The sequence below is a fragment of the Nannocystis sp. RBIL2 genome (assembly GCF_026626745.1).
Taxonomy (GTDB): Bacteria; Myxococcota_A; Polyangia; order Nannocystales; family Nannocystaceae; genus Nannocystis.
This window is the reverse complement of sequence record NZ_JAPNJW010000002.1, coordinates 678,920-698,757: the sequence shown is the minus strand read 5'-3', so window position 1 is coordinate 698,757 and position 19,838 is coordinate 678,920. Positions and strand designations below refer to the sequence as shown.

Genomic DNA, 19,838 nt, shown 5'->3' with positions numbered 1-19,838 from the left:
GGCTTCCGCGCGACGGCCTCTTGAGGCATGTCGGAACGGGCATGCCCGATCGGACATGTCCGAACGACCCAACGAAAACGGCCGGGCTTTTCGGGCCCGGCCGTCTCGCGCTCGGCGTTTGCTCAGGAGGGCTCGGCGACCAGGCCGCCCGGGGGCACGGGCGCGGGCTTGCGGCTCGGCTCGCTGGCGGGCACCGGGGGGCTGTTGCGGGCGCGGATCGGCGGGAGCGGGCGGCCGTCGATGACCGCGGCCACCTCGACCGCGGACAGCACCTCGCGCTCGAACAGGGCCCGGGCCAGGCGCTGGAGCGCCTCGGCCTTGGTGGTGAGCAGCTCCTTGGCGAGCGTGTACTGGCGGGTGACGATGTCGTGGATCGTGCGGTCGATCGCCTGGGCTGTCGACTCGGAGTAGTTCGGCGACTGCTGGATCTCGCGGCCGAGGAAGGGCTGGCTCTCGGCCTTGGTGTAGGCGACCGGGCCGAGCTCGTCGCTCATGCCCCACTCGCACGCCATCTTGCGGGCGAGGGCGGTGGCGCGCTCGATGTCGTTGCTGGCGCCGGTGGTCTTCTGGCCGTTGAACGCGATCTCTTCGGCGATCCGGCCGGCCATGAGGATGGCGATCTGGGCCAGGGCCTGCTCGCGGTCGAGGCTGTAGCGGTCCTCTTCGGGCAGCTGCTGGGTGACGCCGAGGGCGCGGCCGCGGGGGATGATCGTGACCTTGTGGATCGGGTCGACGGTCTCCTTGGGCAGGCTCATCGCCACGAGGGTGTGGCCGGCCTCGTGCCACGCGGTGGTCCAGCGCTCCTTCTCGGAGATGATGGCGCTCTTGCGCTCGGAGCCCATCAGGACCTTGTCCTTGGCGCGGTCGAAGTCGTCCTCGTGGACGCGGTCGCGGCCGTTGCGGGCGGCCATCAGCGCGGCCTCGTTGACGAGGTTCTCGAGGTCGGCGCCGGAGAAGCCGGGGGTGCCGCGGGCGATCAGGCTGACGTCGACGGTGTCGTCGACCGGGACCTTGCGGGTGTGGACCTTGAGGATCGCCTCGCGGCCGCGCACGTCGGGCAGGCCGACGATGATCCGGCGGTCGAAGCGGCCGGGGCGGAGCAGGGCGGGGTCGAGGACGTCGGGGCGGTTGGTGGCGGCGACGAGGATGACGCCGTCGTTCGACTCGAAGCCGTCCATCTCGACGAGCAGCTGGTTCAGCGTCTGCTCGCGCTCGTCGTGACCGCCGCCGAGGCCGGTGCCGCGGTGGCGACCGACGGCGTCGATCTCGTCGATGAAGATGATGCAGGGGGCGTTCTTCTTGCCCTGCTCGAACAGGTCGCGCACGCGCGAGGCGCCGACGCCGACGAACATCTCGACGAAGTCGGAGCCGCTGATGCTGAAGAACGCGACGCCGGCCTCGCCCGCGATGGCCTTGGCGAGCAGGGTCTTGCCGGTGCCCGGAGGGCCCATCAGCAGCACGCCCTTGGGGATCCGGCCGCCGACGCGCAGGTACTTCCGCGTGTCGCGGAGGAAGTCGATGATCTCCTCGACGTCCTCGCGGGCCTCGTCGACGCCGGCGACGTCCTTGAAGGTGACCTTGTTCTGGTGCTCGTTGAGCAGGCGCGCCTTGCTCTTGCCGAAGTTCATCGCCCGCCCGCCGCCGGCCTGCATCTGGCGCATGAACACGACCATCAGCACGACGATGAAGATCAGCGGGAGGTACATCAGCGCGAACTGCAGCAGCGCGCTGTCCTCCTCGGGCTCGACGCGGTAGTCGATCTGCTTCTCGCTCAGCTTCTGGTACAGGTTCTCGGCGACGGGGCCGGTGGCCTGGTAGGTCTTGCCGTCGAGGTCGTACGAGATGTCGACGTAGCTCGGGTGGACCGCGATCACCATGTTCGAGCTGTGCTTGAGCGACCCCCAGTCGCGGTCGACCGTCTCGACGAACTTCGCGTACGAGATGTTGACCACCTCGTGGCTGGTGTTGAACATGTTGGCCAGCGCGAGCACGCCTACGATCAGGCCGAGCCACACCAGGAGGGTCTTCGTCTGCTGTTTCACGGTGAGAAGGTTCCAGAGCCGCGCCTGGAGCTTTGCGAGCATAGCGGAAGACGGATCGCCCGGCCAGCCGCGAGGGTTCGGATCGCGCACGTTCGCCGCTCTGCTCGCCGCCAGGGGCCGTACCTCGGCGCTACGGGCCCGGGATCTCCGCGCCGGGAGCGGCCCCCGCGAGCGTGAGGCCTTGGCGGTCCAGGCGCACGTGAAGGCCGGGACGCAGGTGCCAAACATGGGGCCGGAGCACCGCGTCGGTGCCCCCGAGCGCTGCGGCGCGCGCGAGCACGGCGCGGTCGATGTCCTCGATCACGGCCGCTCGCAGCGCCCCGAGGTCGGCGCCCCCGAGGCCGCAGATCCGGCGCAGGACCCGGGTCCGCACGGCTCGCGGCAAGATGTGCAGGTCGTCGGTCGACCAACAAGCGGCAGGACCTCGCCGCCGCGCGGCCTCCTCGCGCTCGGCCCAGCCGGCGAGCGCCTCCTCCGCGTCGGCGGCGTGTGTGGCGAGACACACGAGCGCCGCCTCGACGCGCGGGTTGTAGTCCCGCAGCTCCGGCAGCACGCGCTCGCGCACCCGCACGCGCGGCTGCTCCTCGTCGGCATTGGTCGGGTCGTCGACGAAGGGCAGGGCCATGCGCTCGCACAGCGCCCGCGTGGCGGCCCGCGGCAGCTCCAACAGCGGCCGCAGCCACGGCGCTTCCCACGGCCGCATCGCCGCGAGGCCCTCGAGTCCGCAGCCGCGGGCGGCGTGCATGAGCAAGGTCTCGGCCTGATCGGTGGCCGTGTGACCCAGCGCGATCGCGTCGCACGCGTGCGCCGACGCGAACGCACACAAGGCGGCGCGCCGGGCCTCGCGGGCGCGCGCGGGCAGGCCCGAACCTGGCGAAAGGGACAGGCGCGTCGCGACCGAGAGGAGCCCGCGCTGCGCGGCCGCACGCGCGACCGCCGCGGCCTCGTCGGCCGATTCGCGGCGCAGGCCGTGGTCGACGTGGGCGACGATCAAGGCGAGCGCTTCGTCGCGGGCGAGGAGGTGGAGCAGGCCGACGAGCGCGGTCGAGTCGGCGCCGCCGGAGCACGCGACGAGGAGCCGCCGCGGAGAGCCGGCGGCGCGGAGGCTGCGGCGGACCAGGCCGAGAGCGCTGGCGATGGTCGGGTGGCGGGGTGGCACGCGCGTGCGGCGATGATACCTTCCCGCCGATGACCTCGCCCGCAGAGCTCCCCCGCGCCGGCTACGACCTCGCCAGCGTGCAGCGCGATCCGCTCGTGCTCGAGCAGCGCGACGACCTCCCCGAGCTCGTGCCGACGCTGCCGCCGACCGCGTTCGTGCAGATCGCCCGCGGGCTGCGCGACGAGGACCGCCTCGACCTGGTGCTGCCGCACGCGTCGCCCGAACAATTGACGGCGCTGCTCGACCTCGACGGCTGGTCGCGCGATCGCCTGGCCGTCGAGAAGGCGCGCGGGTGGTTGGTGGCGATCGTCGACGCGTACGCGATGACGGGCAAGCGGCGCGGGCATTTGCGCAACGTGATCGAGGACATGGACCCCGAGATGTGGACGATGGCGCTGCTGCCCGGCACGGCCGTCTACGAGCTCGATCCGGACGACGTCGAGCTGCGCGAGCAGGCGCTGGCGGCCGTCGACGCGCTGTTCCCGTACGAGACGCCCGACGGCGGCTTCATCGTCGCGGTGCCGGACAACGAGCTCGGTCACATGGCCATCCACGTGCTCGAGCGGGTCTACGCCGACGACCTTCAGCTCGGCCGCGACATGACGCTGTCGCTGCGCGGGGCCCTGCCGGCCCAGCTCGAGGAAGATCTGCTGCGCTGGCGCAGCGGTCGCCTCGCCGACCTCGGGTTCGTCGACTGGGAAGAGGCGATGAAGCTGTTCCGTCCGCTCGACGCCAAGTCGGCGCGCGAGGCCTCGGCGGAGCCGACGACCCCGGCCCCGGCGCGCGAGGGCGAGGCGCTGTCGGTGGCGTTCCCGTCGCCGTCGGCGGGGCTGCTCCGGCGGGTGCTCGGCGGGCTCCCGGCCGGCGAGCAAGGCGTGCGCGCGCGCGAGTTCACGTTGTTGGTCAACGAGCTGATGTCGGCCCAGCGCAGCGAGCCGGGCGATCCGAAGGCGCAGGAGCGGGCGTTCCACCAGGCCGAGGCGACGGTCAGCCTCGGCCTCGAGGTGCTGATGGTCGGCCTCGGCCTGCCGCCGGCCGAGGTCGACGCGTTCCTGGCCGGACGGATCGCGGCGCTCGGGCTGCGCGGAGTGTTCCGCGTCGGCTACGGGCCGCTGGCGACGCTGCGCAAGACGGCGCTGGCGCTGCACCGCGAGGGCCGGGTCTCGCTGGCGAAGATCGGGTCGCTGCTCGATCGGCCGTGGGGCCCCGCGCTCGAGGGGCTGTCGCGCTGGCTGCCCGAGCTGCCGATCGAGTCGGCCGGCAGCGGCTGGCGGCCGATCGCGGGCCTGCGCGACGTGGCCCGCGCGACCGAGCTGCTGGCTCAGGCCGGCGCGCTGGCGGCGTTGACGTTCGACCCGCGCGGCTACGCGATCGACCCGCAGTGGGTGAGCCGCGTCGACGAGCCGGATCGCCTGACGCTCGGCGATCTGGTGCGCACGTCGGCGCTGCGCCGACAGCTGCCCGGGATGTCCGAAGAGACAGCCGCGGCGTTCGCCCCGGTCGACGCCGACGACCTGGCCTGGGCCGCCGATCACCTGCTGGTGAACGGCCGCCTGGCGCCGGGCCTGGCCGCCGACCTGCGCAAGCGCTGCCTGGCGATCGGGGCGCCCCAGCACGCGGAGGCGTTCGTGTCCGCGGTGCTGCTGCGGCTCGAGGTCGAGCTCGGGGCGCTCGAGCGCGACGAGGAGGGCACGGTCGACCTGCGGCGCGCTGGCGGGGTGATCACGCCGCAGCGGATCGGCGTGTGGCTCAAGACCGGGCTGTCGGCGTCCTGAGGCGCGGCAGCTGGCTTGATCGAGCGAGCATGTTCGAGCGAGCATGTTCGAGCGAGCATGTTCGTTGAGACATGCTCGTGAAGACATGCTCTATCGGCCAGACGCGGGCGACGGTGTAGCGACCATCGCGGGACGGTGCCGACGGTCGGGCGAGACCGGGGAAGCCGGTTCGCCAGCGTGTTCGTCGGGGGAAGCCAGTCACTCGGGGGAGGCCGAGAAGTCGGTCTTGCTCGCGTGTTCGTCGGGCACAGCCGTCAGTCGGCCCAGGCCGGGAACCCGGTTTCGCCGCGAATTTGTGTGGCGCCGCCTCAGTCGGGCGAGACCGGGAAGTCGCGCACGCGCAGGGCGCGGCCGTCGGCGAGCACGAAGCCGACCTGCACGGCGGCGAAGCGGCCGATCTGGCGCAGCTCGGTGAGCAGCGGGCCGAGGTCGTCGCGGCTCTCGACCGGGATGCCGGCGATCTCGGACACTCGGGCGTTGCGCAGCAGCTCGCGGCCGCGGCTGCGCGAGATCGGGGCGTCGGGGCGCAGATCCTTGACGATCGGCTCGCGGCGCGACTCGTCGAGGCGGAGGCCGAGCAGGGCGTCGGCGTCGATGAGGACCTGCTGGTCGGGCGGGGCGGCGGCGACCGGGATGTTGAACGAGAGCCGGTCCTTGCCGCGGACGACGGTGAGGTTCAGGACCTCGCCCGGGAGCAGGCCGCGGACGGTGGAGACGAAGTGGTTGGCGAGGCGCAGCTGGGCCTCGGGGCCGGTGCCGAAGGAGTCGAAGCGCTGGCCCTGGGCCTCGACGATCAGGTCGTCCTTGCGCAGGCCGGCGGCGTCGGCGGACCGGCCGGGCAGGACGCGGCTGACGCGGAGGCCGTTCTGGTAGCCGAGAGCGCGGGCGTCGTCGTCGAGCTCGCCGTGGGGGGCGACCTCGGCGCCCACCTGGCCGGAGCGCGCGCCATGGCCGGCGCGCAGGGCCTCGAGCAGGGCGGCGATGTGATCGATGGGGATGGCGAAGGCGATGCCCTGGGCGCGCTCGAGGGTGGCGGTGGTGATGCCGACGAGCTGGCCGCGGAGGTTGAAGATCGGGCCGCCGGAATTGCCGAGGTTGATGGCGGCGTCGAGCTGCAAGAGCGGGGTCTGTCGGCTGCGCAGCAGGCCGGTGCGGCCGATCGCGGCGACGATGCCCTGGGCCACGCTGTGCTCGAGCCCGAACGGAGTGCCGACGGCGAACACGGTCTCGCCGACGCGCAGCTCGTGCGAGCGCCCGCGGGTGGCGAAGGCGAACCGCTCGGCGCTGTCGGCCGGGCGCAGGCGCAGGAGGGCGATGTCGCGGTCGCGGTCGGCGACCAGCAGCTCGGCCGGCAGCTCGCGGCCGTCGACGAAGCGGGCGCGGATCGGCTGGGCCACGGCCGAGGCGTCGGTCACGCCGCCGAGCACGCGCTGCCGCGGGTCGCGGATCTGGCCGGCCACGACGTGGTAGTTGGTGAGGACCAGACCTGTCTCATCGACCAGGACGCCGGCGCCGAGAGCGTCGGTGCCGCTGAGGGTGACGACCGCGTCGCGCGTGCGCTCGACGGCCTCGACGAGGCTCGGACCGGCGTCGCCGCGGACCTCGGGGCAGTCGCACGCGGCCGGCGGGGCGACGGGCGGCAGGGCAGGGACCGGCACGGAGGGCGCGGGGCTGTCGACAGGGACAGATGCGGCGGGCGGCGCGGTCTGGATGCCGACCAGCACCGCGACCCCGCCGAGCAGCACGCCGAGCACCGCGGCTCCGGCGGCGATCCACAGCGATTCGCCGCGCGCAGGTCGCGGCTCGGGTCCCGGGGCATTCGTGGGCATCGTCGGGACAACCTAGCGCGTCCTCGCCGCATTCCCAAACGGCCGCCGCGACCCGCCAGGGAGGGCCGCGGACGCTGTTCGTAAAACCTGCGGTTCGCGCTCGTTCGGGGTCGCGGAGCGGCGGGCTCGCTCGATTCGAGTGCGAGCGGACTCGCTGGCGCTGGGAGGTCGATGCCGTCTCGCGGTGCGCCCGGTGTCCAGCGATCGGGATCGTGCTTGGCAAGGGCGGCAGCGCGATCGCCGACCTGCGGCCGCGACGCCGGGTCGCAGGCGCGGATCTTCGCCCCCGGCATGTCATGCTCGGGCCGGCGGGCCGATCCGGGCGCCCGCGTGAGAAAATGGCCGCCGGGCGCGTGGTGGCGAGGTGAGCCGCGCGCGCGTTTCTGGCATCCTCTCGCACCTGCGGCGCCGCGCCGCGCCGCCTGCCAATGACACCTCCGGCCACGCACGCAGCCCTGCAGTCCTCGCCCGCTACCCCAGGAACGGCGCTCGAGCAGGCCGTCGGCCTCGTCGCCGGCGAGCTCTCCGAGGTGGACGCGCGGCTCGAGCAGCTGCTGCAGTCGTCGATAGCGATCATCCCCGAGCTGGGCGGCAAGCTCGCGTTCGCCGGCGGCAAGCGGTTCCGGCCGCTGGTCACGTTGCTGGCCGCGCGCGCGGCCGGCTTCATCGACCCGGTGCGGATCACGATCGCGGCCGTCGGCGAGCTGCTGCACACGGCGACGCTGCTCCACGACGACGTCATCGACGGCGGCGAATTCCGCCGCGGGCGGCCCACCGCGCGCCTGCAGTACGGCAACGGCATGGCGGTGCTGACCGGCGACTTCTGCCTCGCGCGTGCGATGCAGGCGATCGCCTACTCGGGCCGGCTGCACGCGGTGCAGACGCTTTCGGACGCGGTCACGCGGATGGCCGAGGGCGAGGTGGCGCAGCTCGAGATCGCCGGCGACGCGGCGCCCGACAAGGCCCGCTACTACCTCGTCATCGAGCGCAAGACCGCGGCGCTGATCGCCTGGTGTGCCAGCGTGGGCGGGTTGCCGGCGCCGGAGCGGTCGGTCGCGCTGCACCGTTACGGGCTCGAGATCGGCTACGCGTTCCAGATCGCCGACGACGTGCTCGACTACGCCGGCGACCTCCACGACACCGGCAAGACGCGCGGCCAGGACCTGCGCGACGGCAAGCTGACCCTGCCGCTGATCCTCGCGTGCGAGCGCGATCCCGGGCTCCAGCGCGCGGTCCATCAGCTGCTCGCCCACGGACCGCCGGTCGACGGCGAGGCCGCCGAGGCGATCGTCGCCCGCGTCGCCGCCTCGCCAGGGGTCGAGCTGGCGGCCCGCGCGGCCGAGACCCACGCCGAGACGGCGGTCGCGCAGCTGGCCGAGCTGCCGCCGTCGTCGGCCCGCGACGCCCTGGTCGAACTGGCCCGCAGCGTGTCGCGCCGCGTCAGCTGAGCGGTCGGGCGCCTGGCGCAAGGAACATGTCGCAAAGTACCTGTTCGCTTCACCCTGTCGCTTCCGCCCTGTCCCTACGTTCTTGTCCGAACCAACCTGCCCCGAGGACCCGATGACTGAGCCCGCACCGCTCGCCGAGACCGTCGCCGCGATCGACGCCCACGGGGCCCGCGTGCAAGGCATGTTCTCCGACATCGCCCGCGGCTACGACCGCGCCAACCGGTGGATGAGCCTCGGGATCGACGTGCTGTGGCGCCGCCGGGCGGTCGCCGAGGTGCTGCCCGCGGGGGCCGGCGCGAGCGGGGCGCGGCCGCGGATCCTCGACCTGTGCGCCGGCACGCTCGACTCGACGCTCGAGCTGCACCGCCGCTACCCCGAGGCCGACATCGTCGGCGGCGACTTCTCGGCCGGGATGCTGGCCGTCGGCGAGGCCAAGCTGCAGGGCCCGGCGCGGGCGCGGATCGTCGCCCGCGAGATGGACGCGCACGCGCTGCCCGAGCCCGACGCGAGCTTCGACGCGGTGTTCTGCGCGTTCGGGGCCCGCAACCTCAGCGACCTCGAGGCGGCCACGCGCGAGCAGCTGCGGGTGCTGCGGCCCGGCGGTCGGCTGACGGTGCTCGAGTTCTTCCGCCCGCGCGGGCTGTTCTCGCGCACGTTCCACGCCTGCTACAACCGCACGGTGCTGCCGGTGGTCGGCTGGGCGGCGACGGGCAACCTCGGGGCGTACCTCTACCTGCCGCGCAGCATCGGCGCGTTCGTGACGATCGAGGACTACGACGCGCTGCTCGAGCGGGTCGGCCTGCGGGTGATCGGGCGCGAGCGACTGTTCGGCGGGGTGGCTGGGATCGTCCGGGCCGAGCGGCCGGGAGGTGGCACATGAAGTTGGTCGTGATCGTGACTGGGGCGAGCGGGGCGATCTACGCCCGCCGGTTGCTGCATGTCCTCGCGGACCTGTGCGCCGGGACATGGCCGAACGAACCTGCGCACAAGGACCTGCAGGTCGACTGGGTGGCGTCGGCGACGGCGCCGCAGGTGTGGCTGACGGAGCTCGGCGAGCCGATGCCGCAGGAGATCGGGGCGCCGGCGTTCGCGGCCCCGGCGGACGCGCCCGAGGACCGGCCGGTCCCCCCGGCGCTGCCGAGCGCGGCGGCGGCGAGGCGGGAGTCGGGCCCGTTGCGGGCCAACCCGCCGACCGAGGTGTTCGGCTCGAACGTGCTGGCGCGCGGGGCCCGGGCGGCGAGCCCGTCAGGGACGCCGACGCTGCGCTCGGGCGGGTCGTCGGAGTCGCCGCCGCTGGTCAGCCAGATCCGCCGCTGGGATCGGCAGGACTTCTCGGCCCCGTTCGCGTCCGGCAGCAACGCGCCCGACGCGGTGCTGGTGATGCCGTGCTCGATGAGCGCGCTCAGCCGGGTGGCCCACGGCGGCGGCGAGGACCTGGCGGCCCGCGCCTGCGAGGTCGCGCTCAAGGAGCGGCGGCGCCTGGTCCTGGTCGTGCGCGAGACGCCGCTGAGCCTGGTGCACCTGCGCAACATGGTGGCGGCGACCGAGGCCGGGGCCGTGGTCCTGCCAGCCGTGCCCTCCTTCTACGGCGGCATCCAAACGCTCGAGGAGGCGGTCGACACCGTCGTCGCCCGCGCCCTCGACCATGCAGGGCTCCGCATCGCGCTGACCCGCCGCTGGGGCGCCCCGGAGAGCGCATGACACCCGCCGAGCTCGCGCGCCTGTTCGACCTGCCGGCCGAGGCCGGCGCCCGCGCCCAGGCCGCCCGCGCGGCCCACTTCGGCCGCCGGGTGCTCGTCCGCGGGGTCGCGCAGCACCCGTCGCCGGCCGTGGCGGCGCTGGTGCGCGGCGGCGGGCCGGCGCTGGTCGATCTGGGGAGCTGGTCCGAGGAGCATGTCGCTCAGGCCATGGCCGTTGGGACAGGTCTCTCGGGCCAGGCAATTGCGGACATGTCCGATGGGGCCGGTCCGAACGGGCAGGGCGCGAGCGCCATGTCCGGCGCGGCAGGTGTGAACGGTCATGGCGCGAGCGCCATGTCCGATGCAACAGGTGCGAACGGGCATGGCGCGAACGCGAACGGCGATCCGGGGTGGCCGAAGCCGGGGGCGCTGCGGGCGGGCGACCGCCTGGTGCTGCAGGTCGACCGGGACCGGCTCGGCGCTTACTTCGAGTACCTGAGCCGGCTGGCGGCCGCGGCTCCGGAGGGGCTGTCGGTCGCGCCGTTCTGCGCGCTGGCGGGCGGGTTGATGCGCCTGCACCTGATCGCGGCCGCTCGCGTCGCCCTGCCGGGGCGGGTGCGCGTGGAGGCGCGGCACGACCTGCTGGGCATCCGCCTGGCCCAGGTCGCGCTCGGCTTCGGCGCCGACACTCTGGCCGGGCCGCTGGCGCAGACGCGCAAGCTGCCGCTGGCAGGGGTGCCCCGCCCGGACGAGGCGACCCCCGCGGGCCTGGCCGCGCTGATCGAGCGGGCCGGGCTCGAACCTGTCCTTGACGACATGACCTCGGAGACATTGCCATGAGCGAAACCGCCGCCCACCCGTCCGCCGCCGCCCACGCCTCCGACGCCGCCGCGCCGGCGATCCACACCGGCGACCGGAGCTTCGCCGCGATCGCGGCCAAGGTGCGCGCAGGGGTGCCGCTCGACCGCGACGACGGGGTCGCGCTGTACCGCCACCGCGACCTGCTGGGCCTCGGGGCGCTGGCCAACGAGGTCCGCGAGCGCCTGCACGGCGACCGCACCTACTTCAACGTCAACCTGCACATCAACCCGACCAACGTGTGCGAGGCGGACTGCAAGTTCTGCTCGTTCGCCCGCCTGACGCCGGACATGCCGCAGGCGTACACGATGACGGTCGAGCAGGTGCGGCAGAAGGTGATCGAGCGGGCGCACCAGCCGATCACCGAGGTGCACGTGGTCAACGGGCTGCACCCGGGAGTGCCGTTCTCGTACTACACGGACATCCTGCGCGGGCTCAAGGATCTGCGCCCGGACGTGCACCTGAAGGCGTACACGGCGGTCGAGATCCACTACTTCGCCGAGAAGTACGGGATGACGTACGAGGAGGTGCTGCGGGCGCTGATCGAGGCGGGCCTCGGCAGCATGCCGGGCGGCGGGGCCGAGATCTTCGCCGACCGCGTGCGTCGCAAGATCTGCCGCGACAAGGCCGACGCGCGCCAGTGGCTCGAGGTCCATCGCACGGCCCACCGCCTGGGCCTGCGCACCAACTGCACGATGCTCTACGGCACGGTCGAGACGCTCGAGGAGCGGGTCGAGCACATGCTGGCGCTGCGCGAGCTGCAGGCCGAGACCGGCGGGTTCCAGACCTTCATCCCGCTGGCCTTCCACAACGAGCACAACGACTTCCGCAAGCTGCCCGAGCCGACCGGGGTCGACGACCTGCGCACGTACGCGGTCGCCCGCCTGATGCTTCACAACATCCCGCACATCAAGGCCTACTGGGTGATGATCGGGGTGAAGACGGCCCAGATCGCGCTGAGCTTCGGCGTCGACGACCTCGACGGCACGGTGCAGGAAGAAAAAATTTATCACATGGCCGGCGCAGACACGCCGATGGCGCTGTCCCGCGCGGAGCTGGTGCGGCTCATCCGCGAGGCCGGTCGCACTGCCGTCGAACGCGACACGCTCTACGGGGTGCGCTGGGTCGACGACGGAGCGCCGCTGCCGGAGATCCGGATGGACGCGAGCGTGCCGTTCTCGGGGCACAGCGACCGCGTGCAGCTGCCCGTGGTGCGCTGAGCTGTTCCTCGCGAGGCATGGGGCCGCGCAGGGAGGCGCGACGCCGAACGTCAGCGCGAGATGCCGTCTCCGCCGCTGGCTCGCGGCGCCCGTGAAGACCTGGTCTTTAAGCCAGGTCATCCGGCGAGGTGCCCGAGGGCGGCCGGTACAGGATCGAAGCCGCGCGGGACGAGGTGCCGCTGCTGGATGACTCGCTCGCGGAGGCCGAGCTCACGGCTCCGCGGGTCCCGCTGGACCTGAACAGGAGGCCGCGAGCGGCCGACCGCAGCACCGCCTCTGGCTCGGGGAGGCAGGCCCGGAGGTCACAGCCGGCGCGGTCGACGGCGAGATGGGCTGCGGGGACGGCTCGAACAGTCCGGTCGCCCGCCCTCCATCCCTCGGCCATCGAGCTTGGGGGCCGTGCACGGCGCGAGTGGCCAGCAGCGCAGAAGCAGCGGCGCCAGCCATCTCGCGCAGCGACCGTAGCGAGCACCTCGACCATTGTTCAGGTCGCTGCAATGGAGCGTCGGGCGCCACCCCGATTCGCTGGCACCTGCTCGACCGGTCTCGGGGCTCCCCGGGATTGCGTGGTGCCTTGATTCCTCGCATTCCTGGGATTTCGGGGAAATGCCTCCTTCCAGCACCTGGACGTGCGCCGGAGCGGCGTTTCAGGGCGTTCGGCTTCGGCGGCGATCACGGAGGAAGGGTGATTCGTCGATTGAAAAAAATCCGCCGACATCGATTTCGTGGGGCGAGCGCTCGGGGCCGATGACATTCATCGTAGCGCCGCGGGATGCGCTTCCAGGCTAAAATTCTGTGTACCTGACGGACGTGGAGCGGTTCAGTCCGGTGATTGGCGCGTTCCTCGCGGTGTTTGCGACCATTCGTGGCAGAGTTCGCGGCATATCGTCGCTGCGAATTCTTTCTCCGCCGAAGGAATCGGTCGCAACTAGCGCCAGTACGGCGTTCTGGCAGGCGGACGACCGGTTCGGTCGGTGCGCGCGCCCCGCGATTCGCGGACGCCGGGCCATGACCTGGCATTCCCGCATTCGCATTCCACGACGGAGAATCATCGATGCATCGTCAAACGTCGAGACGGCCGGATCCGGCCCGCAATCAGGTGACCGCGCGGCTGCAGTCGCTGCTCGGGCGGTCCGTGCCCGAAGCGGGGCGAGGGCGGCCGGGGCCGATCGATCCGCTGCTCAAGCTGGCCATCGTCTGCGCCCTCGCGGGCCTCATCGCAGTGCCGCTGCACTACGGGCTGTCGCCGTTCCTCGTCGAGTTCGACGAGCTGGTGGGCCTGCCGGTGCTGCGCACGGTGCTCCTCACCAGCGGGGCGCTGCTGCTCGGGCACGCGGCGCTGACCCTGGTCTTCTCGCTGCTGTATCGGCCGACGCCGGCGCCGCGGCGAGACCTGCCGCGTTGCACCGTGATCGTGCCGGCGTACAACGAGGGGCCGATGGTGGGGGTCGCGCTCGGATCGATCCTCGTCGGTGATTACCCGCGCGACCGGCTCGAGATCCTCGCCATCGACGACGGCTCGACCGACGACACGTGGTCGCACATCCAGCGGATCGCGCGCGAGCACCCGGACGTGGTGCGGGCGATCCGGATGCCGAAGAACGGCGGCAAGCGCGAGGCCCTGCGCGCGGGCTTCTCGGCGGCCACGGGCGAGGTCGTCGTCAGCGTCGACTCCGACTCGCGCCTCGACCCCGACGCGCTGCGCCAGATCGTCGCGCCGATCATGGCCGACGCGCGGGTGGCCGCGGTCGCCGGCAAGGTGCTGGTGCTCAACCGCTACAGCGGGCTCATCACTCGCCTGCTGGCGATCCGCTTCTTCCTCGCGTTCGACCTCGGGCGGGCCGCGCAGTCGCGGTTCGGCGCGGTGCTGTGCTGCCCGGGGGCGCTCACGGCCTATCGCCGGTCGGCGGTGATGGCGGTGTTAGGCCGCTGGTCGACGCAGACGTTCCTCGGCGAGCCGTGCACGATCGGCGAGGATCGAGCGCTGACGACGTGGCTGCTGCGCACCGGTCACCGGGCGGTGTACCAGTCGACTGCGGTCGTCCACACTCTGGTGCCGACGCACTACGCCGGGCTGACTCGGATGTACCTGCGGTGGGAGCGAGGCAACCTGCGCGAGGGGCTGACGCTGCTGCCGGTGCTGCTGACCCGCTGGCGCCGCGAGGACCGCTGGTGGCCGACGATCGACATCCTGCTCGAGCTCGGCCAGGTGCCGCTGGCGTGCGTGGCGGTCGTGTTGCTGGTGGCGCATCTGCTGGCGGCGCCGCTCGACATCCTCCGCGTGGTGGCGACGATCTCGGTGTTCGCGCTGGTGCAGTCGCTGTACACGCTGCGATCCGAGCGCAGCACGGACTTCCTGTACGGGGTGGGCTACGCGTTCTTCGCGTTCCTGTGCCTGCAGTGGATCTACCCCTGGTCGCTGGTCACCGTGCGCAACGGCCGGTGGCTGACGCGCTGACGGACAGGCCGTGCCGCCGGTGGTCGGATGGCTGCCGCTGGGGGCGGCGGCGTTGTGGCTCGGAGGACATGTCCTTGCGACCATGTTGCTGCCAGGCCCGGGGCCGCTGCGCGAGCGGCTGTGCCTCGGTCTGACGATCGCGCTGGCGGCCGCGTTCGCGCTGGTCGAGCTGCTCGGGGCGCTCGGGTGGCTGACGGGGCCGGCGGGGCTGGTCGGGTGCCTGGGTTTCGCCGCGGCGGTGACGCGACGGGCCGGGTTGGGGGCTGTGAGGCGCGACGCGGCGGAGCTCGGGCGCGTGGCCGTGGCGGCGCTGCGCGGGCCGTGGGCGCTCGCGGCGGCCGCGGGGATCGTCGCGGTCGGGCTGGCATCGCTGGCGGCGCTGTGGCTCGAGTCGTGGGGCTGGGACGCGCTGGCGTATCACCTGCCGCCGGTGCACGACGCGCTGCAGACCGGTCGCGTGCGCGAGGTGCCGACGCACGTGGCCTACGCGCGCGCGTACCCGCAGGCGGTCGAGCGGGTGTTCACGCTGTGGCGGCTGTTGCTGCCGGACGAGAGGTTGGTCGACCTCGGGCAGCTGCCGTTCGCGCTCGCGGGTGCGGTCGGGCTGGCGACTCTGGCGCGGCGGGCCGGGGTGCGAGCAGGACGCGCGGCCGGCTTGACGCTGGCTTGGTGGGCCACGCCGGTGGTGATGCTGCAGCTCGCGCACGCGTACGTCGACGTGGCCCACGCGGCGCTGGCCGTGCTCGCGGTGGTGTTCGTGACGGGGCCGGTCGATCGCGGGCGGCTGGTCGGCGCAGCGCTGGCGCTCGGGTTGCTGCTCGGCAGCAAGCCGTCGGCGCCGCTGCCGTTCGCGCTGCTGGCGGCGACTCTGGCGATCCGCAGCGGCAGACAATGGCCCGGGGCGCTGGCGGCCGTCGCGGCGGCGCTGGTGCTCGGCGGCGAGAGCTACGCGCGCGGCTGGCTGGTCCACGGCAACCCGGTGTGGCCGGTGGCGCTGCAGGCGGGGCCGATCGCGCTGCCAGGGCCGGTGACCGCGAGCATGTTCTTCGTGATTCAGACGCCGCCGGGCTTCGCCGAGCTGGCCTGGTGGGATCGGCTTGCGGTGTCGTGGTCGACGCTGCCGGGGCCGGGCGCGTACGGCTACGACATGCGGCTCGGGTTGCACGGGCCGGTGCACCTGCTGCTGCCGCTGGCGATCGTCAGCCTGGCCTTCGGGACATGTCGCCGGAGGTCGCTGCCGATCGCGCTGCTCGGGGTGGTCAGCCTGGCGACGCCGGCCGCGTTCTGGCCGCGCTTCACCCTGGCGCTGCCGGGGGCGCTGCTGGTCGCGCTCGCGGCGGGCAGCGAGGACTGGTCGCGGCGGTGGCGTTCGCTCGTGGATGTCTCGATCGGGGCGCTGGCGCTGGCGGGGATGGTGATGGCGGCGCCGGGGTTCACGCCGGAGGGGCCGCCGATCTGGGCGCTCGGGGACGCGACGCTGCTGCAGCGAGCGGAGTCCGCGACGGCGATCGGACAGGCGCGCGCGTGGCTGGCGGCGCGTGAGGCGATCGGGGTAGGCGAGTGCTTCGCGTACGACGAGAGCGTCGAGGTGCCTGGGCTGTTGTGGCGGCCGGACGGTCGCGGCCGGGTGGCCTACGTGCCGCCGGAGGTGGTCGACGGGCCGGGACTGGCGGACTGGCTGGCTGCGGAACGGGTGCGGGCGATCGCGGTCTATCGCCAGGGGCCGCGCGCGGCGTGGTTGCGCGGGCAGCCCGAGCGATTCACGCGGCTGTTCTCGTGCCGCACCGCGACCTGCGAGGTGTTCGCGGTGCGAACTCGCTAGCGCGGTCGCAGGGCGTGTCCGCTCAGGGTCGGCGGGCTAGCCCAGGAGCGGGATGGACCTGCTCTCCGGGGCATGATTCGAGAGACATGTTCTCGAGGCCATGCTCTTCGGCAGTGACCGTCCCCGGGGGCATGGTCTGAAGGACATGCCTTTAAAAGCATGCGCAAAAGGGCATGACCTTGGGGGCATGCCCTTCAGAACCAATGAGAAAGGCCGCGGTCCCCGAGGGGAGCGCGGCCTGGCGCGGCGGTGGGGGTCGCTCACAGGGAGACGACGTAGGCGATCACCGACTCTTGCTTCTCGAACGCCAGCTTGGCGGAGACGGCGGCGTCCCACGAGTTGAACTCGCCGATCCGGACGCGGTGCCACATGCGGCCGGCGGTCTCGCCCGACTCGACGCGGACCTCATGGCCGTTGCGGCGCAGCTTGTCGGCCAGCTTGGCGGCCTCGTCCTGGCTGGCGAACGCCTTCATCTGCAGCGCGAAGCCCTTCTTGCCCTTGGCGGCCGGGGCGTCGCCCTTGACCGCGGCGTCGCCCTTGACGGCGGCGACGATGCTGTCCTTGGCGGGCTCCTTCTCGAGGATCGCGGCGGGCAGCGGGGCGGCCGGCGGCTCGATGCTGGCGAGCGGCGGGAGGACCTTGGGCGCCGAGGCCATCGCCGGCTCCTTGCCGGGCGCGGGGATCGGCTTCTTGCTCTTCTTGTTCTTGCCGGGGACGCCACCCATCGCGGCCTCACGCTCGGCACGCACGACGTCCTCGTCGCGCGGGGGAACCGCCGGGTCCCGGGTCTCCGGCACGCCCTCGGTCGCGGGGTGCTGGAGGCCGTCCTTGAAGCTGTACCCGGCGTCGGCGACCAGCGGCTCGGGGTCGGCGAGCACCGCGCGGGCCTCGTTCTGCGCGACGACCTGGGCGTTGGCGTGGCCGGCGTCGTTGCGCCGCCCGACCATCACGCCGAGCGCGAAGACGAAGCATCCGACCACCGACAGGCCGAAGAACAAAAAGAAGACCTGGCGGTTGTCGAGCGAGAAATCGACCTTTTCCTTCGAGGCGGTCAGCTCTGGCATGGTGGGGCTCCGGCGAATGCCTCCTTGTAGGTCAGGTCCGGTGTGGGACAAAAAATTCGGCGGCGCCGACGATCCGTCTCACGGCCGGCCGCCGTCCGCCCGGCGACGCCGCGATCGGCGCGGGCGGTTGCCGTCAGTCAGGCATGAACGCGGTCGAACTCGTCCCAGGTGCCGGTGGGCTGCAGGCCGGTGCCCGGAAAGGCGTCGTGGTGAGCGTCGGAGGACGGCTCGTCGGCGTCGGCGCGAGGGCCTCGATGGAGTGCACCAGGTCGTTGATGGCCGGCTCACCGGTGCCCTCGAGGTCGGCGAACCACGTGCGCATGCATCGGCAGGTGCGCAGGACCTCGTGGCGGTCCTGGACGGCGCCGGACGCCAGCGAGAACCAGCGCTGCTGGAACACCTGGCTTGCTCGATCCGCTCCTCCTGGTAGGTCGATACGGAGCGGATGGTGTCGACGACGGACGGCGCCAGGAGGGTGCAGGGGTCGTTGTCGCCGGCGAAGCAGGCGTTTTGGCTGTGGGCATCAGCGGCTGCGGTGCTGTCTGAAGAGACAGGTGACGCGGACGCGAGCGACTGCCGGACGAGACAGAGAGCGCGGGGCCGAGCGACTGTCCGAAGAGACAGGCCGCGTCGGAGTCGAGGCTCCCAGAGACAAGCAGCGCGGCGGCGAGCGACTGTCCGGAGAGACCGAGCGCGAGCGGCTGTCTGAAGAGACAGGGGCGCTGCTGTCTGGAGAGACTGGGAACGTGGGCGCGGGCCGGGGCTGCTGTCTGAAGAGACAGCAGCGCGGCGGCTACTGGACGATCCGCAGCTCGCGGGCCGGGTCGCGCAGGGGCTGCAGCTTCTTGGCCTCGGGGCGTTCGCCGCGGGGGTTGGTGCCGCGGCGGAGGATCTCGGTGGTGGGCGGGTAGAAGAGGTCCCAGGACTCGGTCTTCGCCACCTGGCCGGCCTGGAAGAGCTTGCGCGTGCGCACGACCTTGAAGCCTCGCATGCCGCGCTGCGACACGGTCTCGGTGCCGGAGGCGAGGTTGGAGTCGTTGCGGACGATCGTGTTGAAGGGCAGGACCTCCTGCACGCGCCGCTCGAAGGCGACCTCGTCGTACACTTTGCGCGCGCCGAGGACCTCGACGCGCACCTTGCCGGCGGCGACCCGGGTGTGGAACACGACCGGGAAGTCGAACGAGTTCTTGAGCTTCATGTCGACGTGGCCGTAGACGACGGTCGAGTCGAGGCCCATGTCGACGTAGGCGCTCGGTCGGCTGTGCGGCCGGCTGTGCAGGAGCTCGAGGCCGGCGAAGAAGGCGGCGCCGTAGAGGGTGGAGCTGATCTGGCAGATCCCGCCGCCGACGGTGTCGATCAGCTCGCCGTCGGCGATGCCGCCCGCGTAGCGATAGCCGGCCTCGCCGGTACGATCGCCGACGACCTGGTTGAAGGACATGGTGGCGCCCGGCAGCAGGACGTAACCGTCGAGCGGGGCGGCGCCGATCTTGAGGTTGTAGGCGCGGTCGGCGTAGTTCGCCTCGGTCGAGTACGGGGTCTCGAAGGAGGCGAGGACTGCGCCGATGTCGAGGCCGTCGGCGATGCTGGCCCAAGGGTCAGGTACTTCGGGACCTGGCTGGGTGACCAGGTCGATGCGCTCGGCGCCAGAGGCGAGGCCGACGGCCACCGCCGACAGCGAGTCGAAGGCCGAGAGGCGAGTGCCGCGCTGGGCCGGCAGGACGCGCCGGTTGTCCATGTCGAAGCGGGTGGCGAGGCTGGGCCGCTCGACCTTGGGGGCGAGGGCGAGCAACTGCTCGAGCGCGACGTCCTCGTTGAAGCGGAAGCCGGGGGCGAGGTCGACGTCGCCGCGCAGGGCCCGGTCGCGGGCGCGCAGGTCGGCGAGCAGGTCGCCGCTGTGGCCGACGCGCAGTGCGGCCGCGATCGCGGCCTCGGGCGCGGGGACGGCCCCGAGCGCACGGGCGGTGGTCTCGACCTCGACGCCGGGGGCGGCGAGCACGAGCTTGCGGTCGAGGGCGGTGAGGACCGCGGTCTCAGCGATCGCGGGCAGCTCGGTGGCGGTCAGGCCGCCGATTTCGTGGCCGCCGAGGCGCACGCCGGCGACGACGCTGTCCTGATCGCGGGCAGCGGCGAGGTCCTGCCACAGGGCGGCGGCGACGGCGGCGAGGCCGAGCGCCATGGCGGCGGCCTCGAGGACCGGCAGCACGCCGAGCCGACGTCGACGCGCGGCAGGGGCGGTCTCGGGCGCGGCGTCAGGGGTCTCGAGGAGCTCGAGCTCGAGCGCGGGCGCGGCGGTCGGCACGAGCGTGCGCGGCTGGGCCCGGCGAGGGGCCAGCGTGCGAGCGGCCGCTGCGGCGCGCGGGGCTGGCTGCGACATACAGGGGGGACGCTAGGCACGTCCGCGGAGGAAGTCCAAAAAACGGCGAAAAGAGGAGCGGTTCGGCGGAAGCGCTGGTTGGCTCGACTTCGGGCCGATCGGAGAAGCAA

At 72.7% G+C, this 19,838-nt stretch carries 14 protein-coding genes; 8 read left to right on the top strand and 6 right to left on the bottom strand.

Features of this window, described 5'->3' with window-relative positions:
- Nucleotides 1-122: 122 nt before the first annotated feature.
- Together ftsH and tilS are read right to left on the bottom strand one after the other, a co-directional pair.
- Complete coding sequence (ftsH, locus tag OV090_RS28020) at nucleotides 123-2,042, bottom strand: ATP-dependent zinc metalloprotease FtsH (RefSeq protein ID WP_346660405.1); 1,920 nt, start codon at nucleotides 2,040-2,042, stop codon at nucleotides 123-125.
- Between the two features lie 130 nt (nucleotides 2,043-2,172).
- Nucleotides 2,173-3,201 carry a tRNA lysidine(34) synthetase TilS gene (tilS, locus tag OV090_RS28015; RefSeq protein WP_267707688.1) on the bottom strand — a complete coding sequence of 343 codons (1,029 nt, stop codon included), beginning with the start codon at nucleotides 3,199-3,201 and terminating at the stop codon, nucleotides 2,173-2,175.
- Nucleotides 3,202-3,230: 29 nt separating this feature from the next.
- Between tilS and OV090_RS28010 the strand changes: the two genes are divergently transcribed.
- Complete coding sequence (locus OV090_RS28010) at nucleotides 3,231-4,976, top strand: DUF6178 family protein (RefSeq protein ID WP_267707687.1); 1,746 nt, start codon at nucleotides 3,231-3,233, stop codon at nucleotides 4,974-4,976.
- 308 nt (nucleotides 4,977-5,284) lie between these two features.
- Here OV090_RS28010 and OV090_RS28005 read toward each other — a convergent pair whose 3' ends face one another.
- Nucleotides 5,285-6,805 (bottom strand): trypsin-like peptidase domain-containing protein, encoded by a 1,521-nt coding sequence (locus OV090_RS28005; protein ID WP_267707686.1) that lies wholly within the window; start codon nucleotides 6,803-6,805, stop codon nucleotides 5,285-5,287.
- 428 nt (nucleotides 6,806-7,233) lie between these two features.
- Here OV090_RS28005 and OV090_RS28000 point away from each other — a divergent pair, with 428 nt between their 5' ends.
- The 7 genes from OV090_RS28000 (at nucleotide 7,234) to OV090_RS27970 (ending at nucleotide 16,290) form a co-directional block, all read left to right on the top strand.
- Nucleotides 7,234-8,253 (top strand): polyprenyl synthetase family protein, encoded by a 1,020-nt coding sequence (locus OV090_RS28000; protein ID WP_267707685.1) that lies wholly within the window; start codon nucleotides 7,234-7,236, stop codon nucleotides 8,251-8,253.
- A 112-nt stretch (nucleotides 8,254-8,365) separates the two neighbouring features.
- Nucleotides 8,366-9,133, top strand: coding sequence for a ubiquinone/menaquinone biosynthesis methyltransferase (locus OV090_RS27995; protein ID WP_267707684.1), 768 nt, complete (start codon nucleotides 8,366-8,368; stop codon nucleotides 9,131-9,133).
- Complete coding sequence (locus OV090_RS27990) at nucleotides 9,130-9,954, top strand: UbiX family flavin prenyltransferase (RefSeq protein WP_267707683.1); 825 nt, start codon at nucleotides 9,130-9,132, stop codon at nucleotides 9,952-9,954. The genes OV090_RS27995 and OV090_RS27990 overlap by 4 nt, the downstream gene beginning before the upstream one ends.
- Nucleotides 9,951-10,772, top strand: coding sequence for a hypothetical protein (locus tag OV090_RS27985; RefSeq protein ID WP_267707682.1), 822 nt, complete (start codon nucleotides 9,951-9,953; stop codon nucleotides 10,770-10,772). Before OV090_RS27990 ends, OV090_RS27985 begins: the two co-directional genes overlap by 4 nt.
- Nucleotides 10,769-12,010: an aminofutalosine synthase MqnE gene (gene mqnE / locus OV090_RS27980; protein ID WP_267707681.1), complete on the top strand. Its 1,242-nt coding sequence runs from the start codon at nucleotides 10,769-10,771 to the stop codon at nucleotides 12,008-12,010. Before OV090_RS27985 ends, mqnE begins: the two co-directional genes overlap by 4 nt.
- Nucleotides 12,011-13,064: 1,054 nt before the next feature.
- On the top strand, nucleotides 13,065-14,468 hold the full coding sequence (locus tag OV090_RS27975; RefSeq protein ID WP_267707680.1) for a glycosyltransferase family 2 protein: 1,404 nt from the start codon (nucleotides 13,065-13,067) through the stop codon (nucleotides 14,466-14,468).
- Nucleotides 14,469-14,550: 82 nt separating this feature from the next.
- Nucleotides 14,551-16,290 carry a hypothetical protein gene (locus tag OV090_RS27970; protein WP_267707679.1) on the top strand — a complete coding sequence of 580 codons (1,740 nt, stop codon included), beginning with the start codon at nucleotides 14,551-14,553 and terminating at the stop codon, nucleotides 16,288-16,290.
- A 260-nt stretch (nucleotides 16,291-16,550) separates the two neighbouring features.
- On the opposite strand, the gene OV090_RS27965 is transcribed toward OV090_RS27970, so the two are convergent.
- From OV090_RS27965 to OV090_RS27955, 3 genes are all read right to left on the bottom strand, one after another.
- The gene (locus OV090_RS27965; protein ID WP_267707678.1) at nucleotides 16,551-17,354 is read right to left on the bottom strand and encodes an SPOR domain-containing protein; all 804 of its coding nucleotides are present in this window, start codon (nucleotides 17,352-17,354) and stop codon (nucleotides 16,551-16,553) included.
- 133 nt (nucleotides 17,355-17,487) lie between these two features.
- Entirely contained in the window at nucleotides 17,488-17,754 is a 267-nt protein-coding gene (locus tag OV090_RS27960) for a hypothetical protein (RefSeq protein WP_267707677.1), read from the bottom strand.
- Nucleotides 17,755-18,147: 393 nt separating this feature from the next.
- Complete coding sequence (locus OV090_RS27955) at nucleotides 18,148-19,728, bottom strand: VanW family protein (protein ID WP_267707676.1); 1,581 nt, start codon at nucleotides 19,726-19,728, stop codon at nucleotides 18,148-18,150.
- Nucleotides 19,729-19,838 lie beyond the last annotated feature (110 nt).

Excerpts from the sequence above, each read along its gene's own strand:
- OV090_RS28010 (WP_267707687.1), top strand. The coding sequence starts at position 3,231 with ATGACCTCGCCCGCAGAGCTCCCCCGCGCCGGCTACGACCTCGCCAGC.
- OV090_RS28005 (WP_267707686.1), bottom strand. The coding sequence starts at position 6,805 with ATGCCCACGAATGCCCCGGGACCCGAGCCGCGACCTGCGCGCGGCGAA.
- OV090_RS28000 (WP_267707685.1), top strand. The coding sequence starts at position 7,234 with ATGACACCTCCGGCCACGCACGCAGCCCTGCAGTCCTCGCCCGCTACC.
- OV090_RS27995 (WP_267707684.1), top strand. The coding sequence starts at position 8,366 with ATGACTGAGCCCGCACCGCTCGCCGAGACCGTCGCCGCGATCGACGCC.
- OV090_RS27990 (WP_267707683.1), top strand. The coding sequence starts at position 9,130 with ATGAAGTTGGTCGTGATCGTGACTGGGGCGAGCGGGGCGATCTACGCC.
- OV090_RS27985 (WP_267707682.1), top strand. The coding sequence starts at position 9,951 with ATGACACCCGCCGAGCTCGCGCGCCTGTTCGACCTGCCGGCCGAGGCC.
- mqnE (WP_267707681.1), top strand. The coding sequence starts at position 10,769 with ATGAGCGAAACCGCCGCCCACCCGTCCGCCGCCGCCCACGCCTCCGAC.
- OV090_RS27975 (WP_267707680.1), top strand. The coding sequence starts at position 13,065 with ATGCATCGTCAAACGTCGAGACGGCCGGATCCGGCCCGCAATCAGGTG.
- OV090_RS27970 (WP_267707679.1), top strand. The coding sequence starts at position 14,551 with ATGTTGCTGCCAGGCCCGGGGCCGCTGCGCGAGCGGCTGTGCCTCGGT.
- OV090_RS27965 (WP_267707678.1), bottom strand. The coding sequence starts at position 17,354 with ATGCCAGAGCTGACCGCCTCGAAGGAAAAGGTCGATTTCTCGCTCGAC.
- OV090_RS27955 (WP_267707676.1), bottom strand. The coding sequence starts at position 19,728 with ATGTCGCAGCCAGCCCCGCGCGCCGCAGCGGCCGCTCGCACGCTGGCC.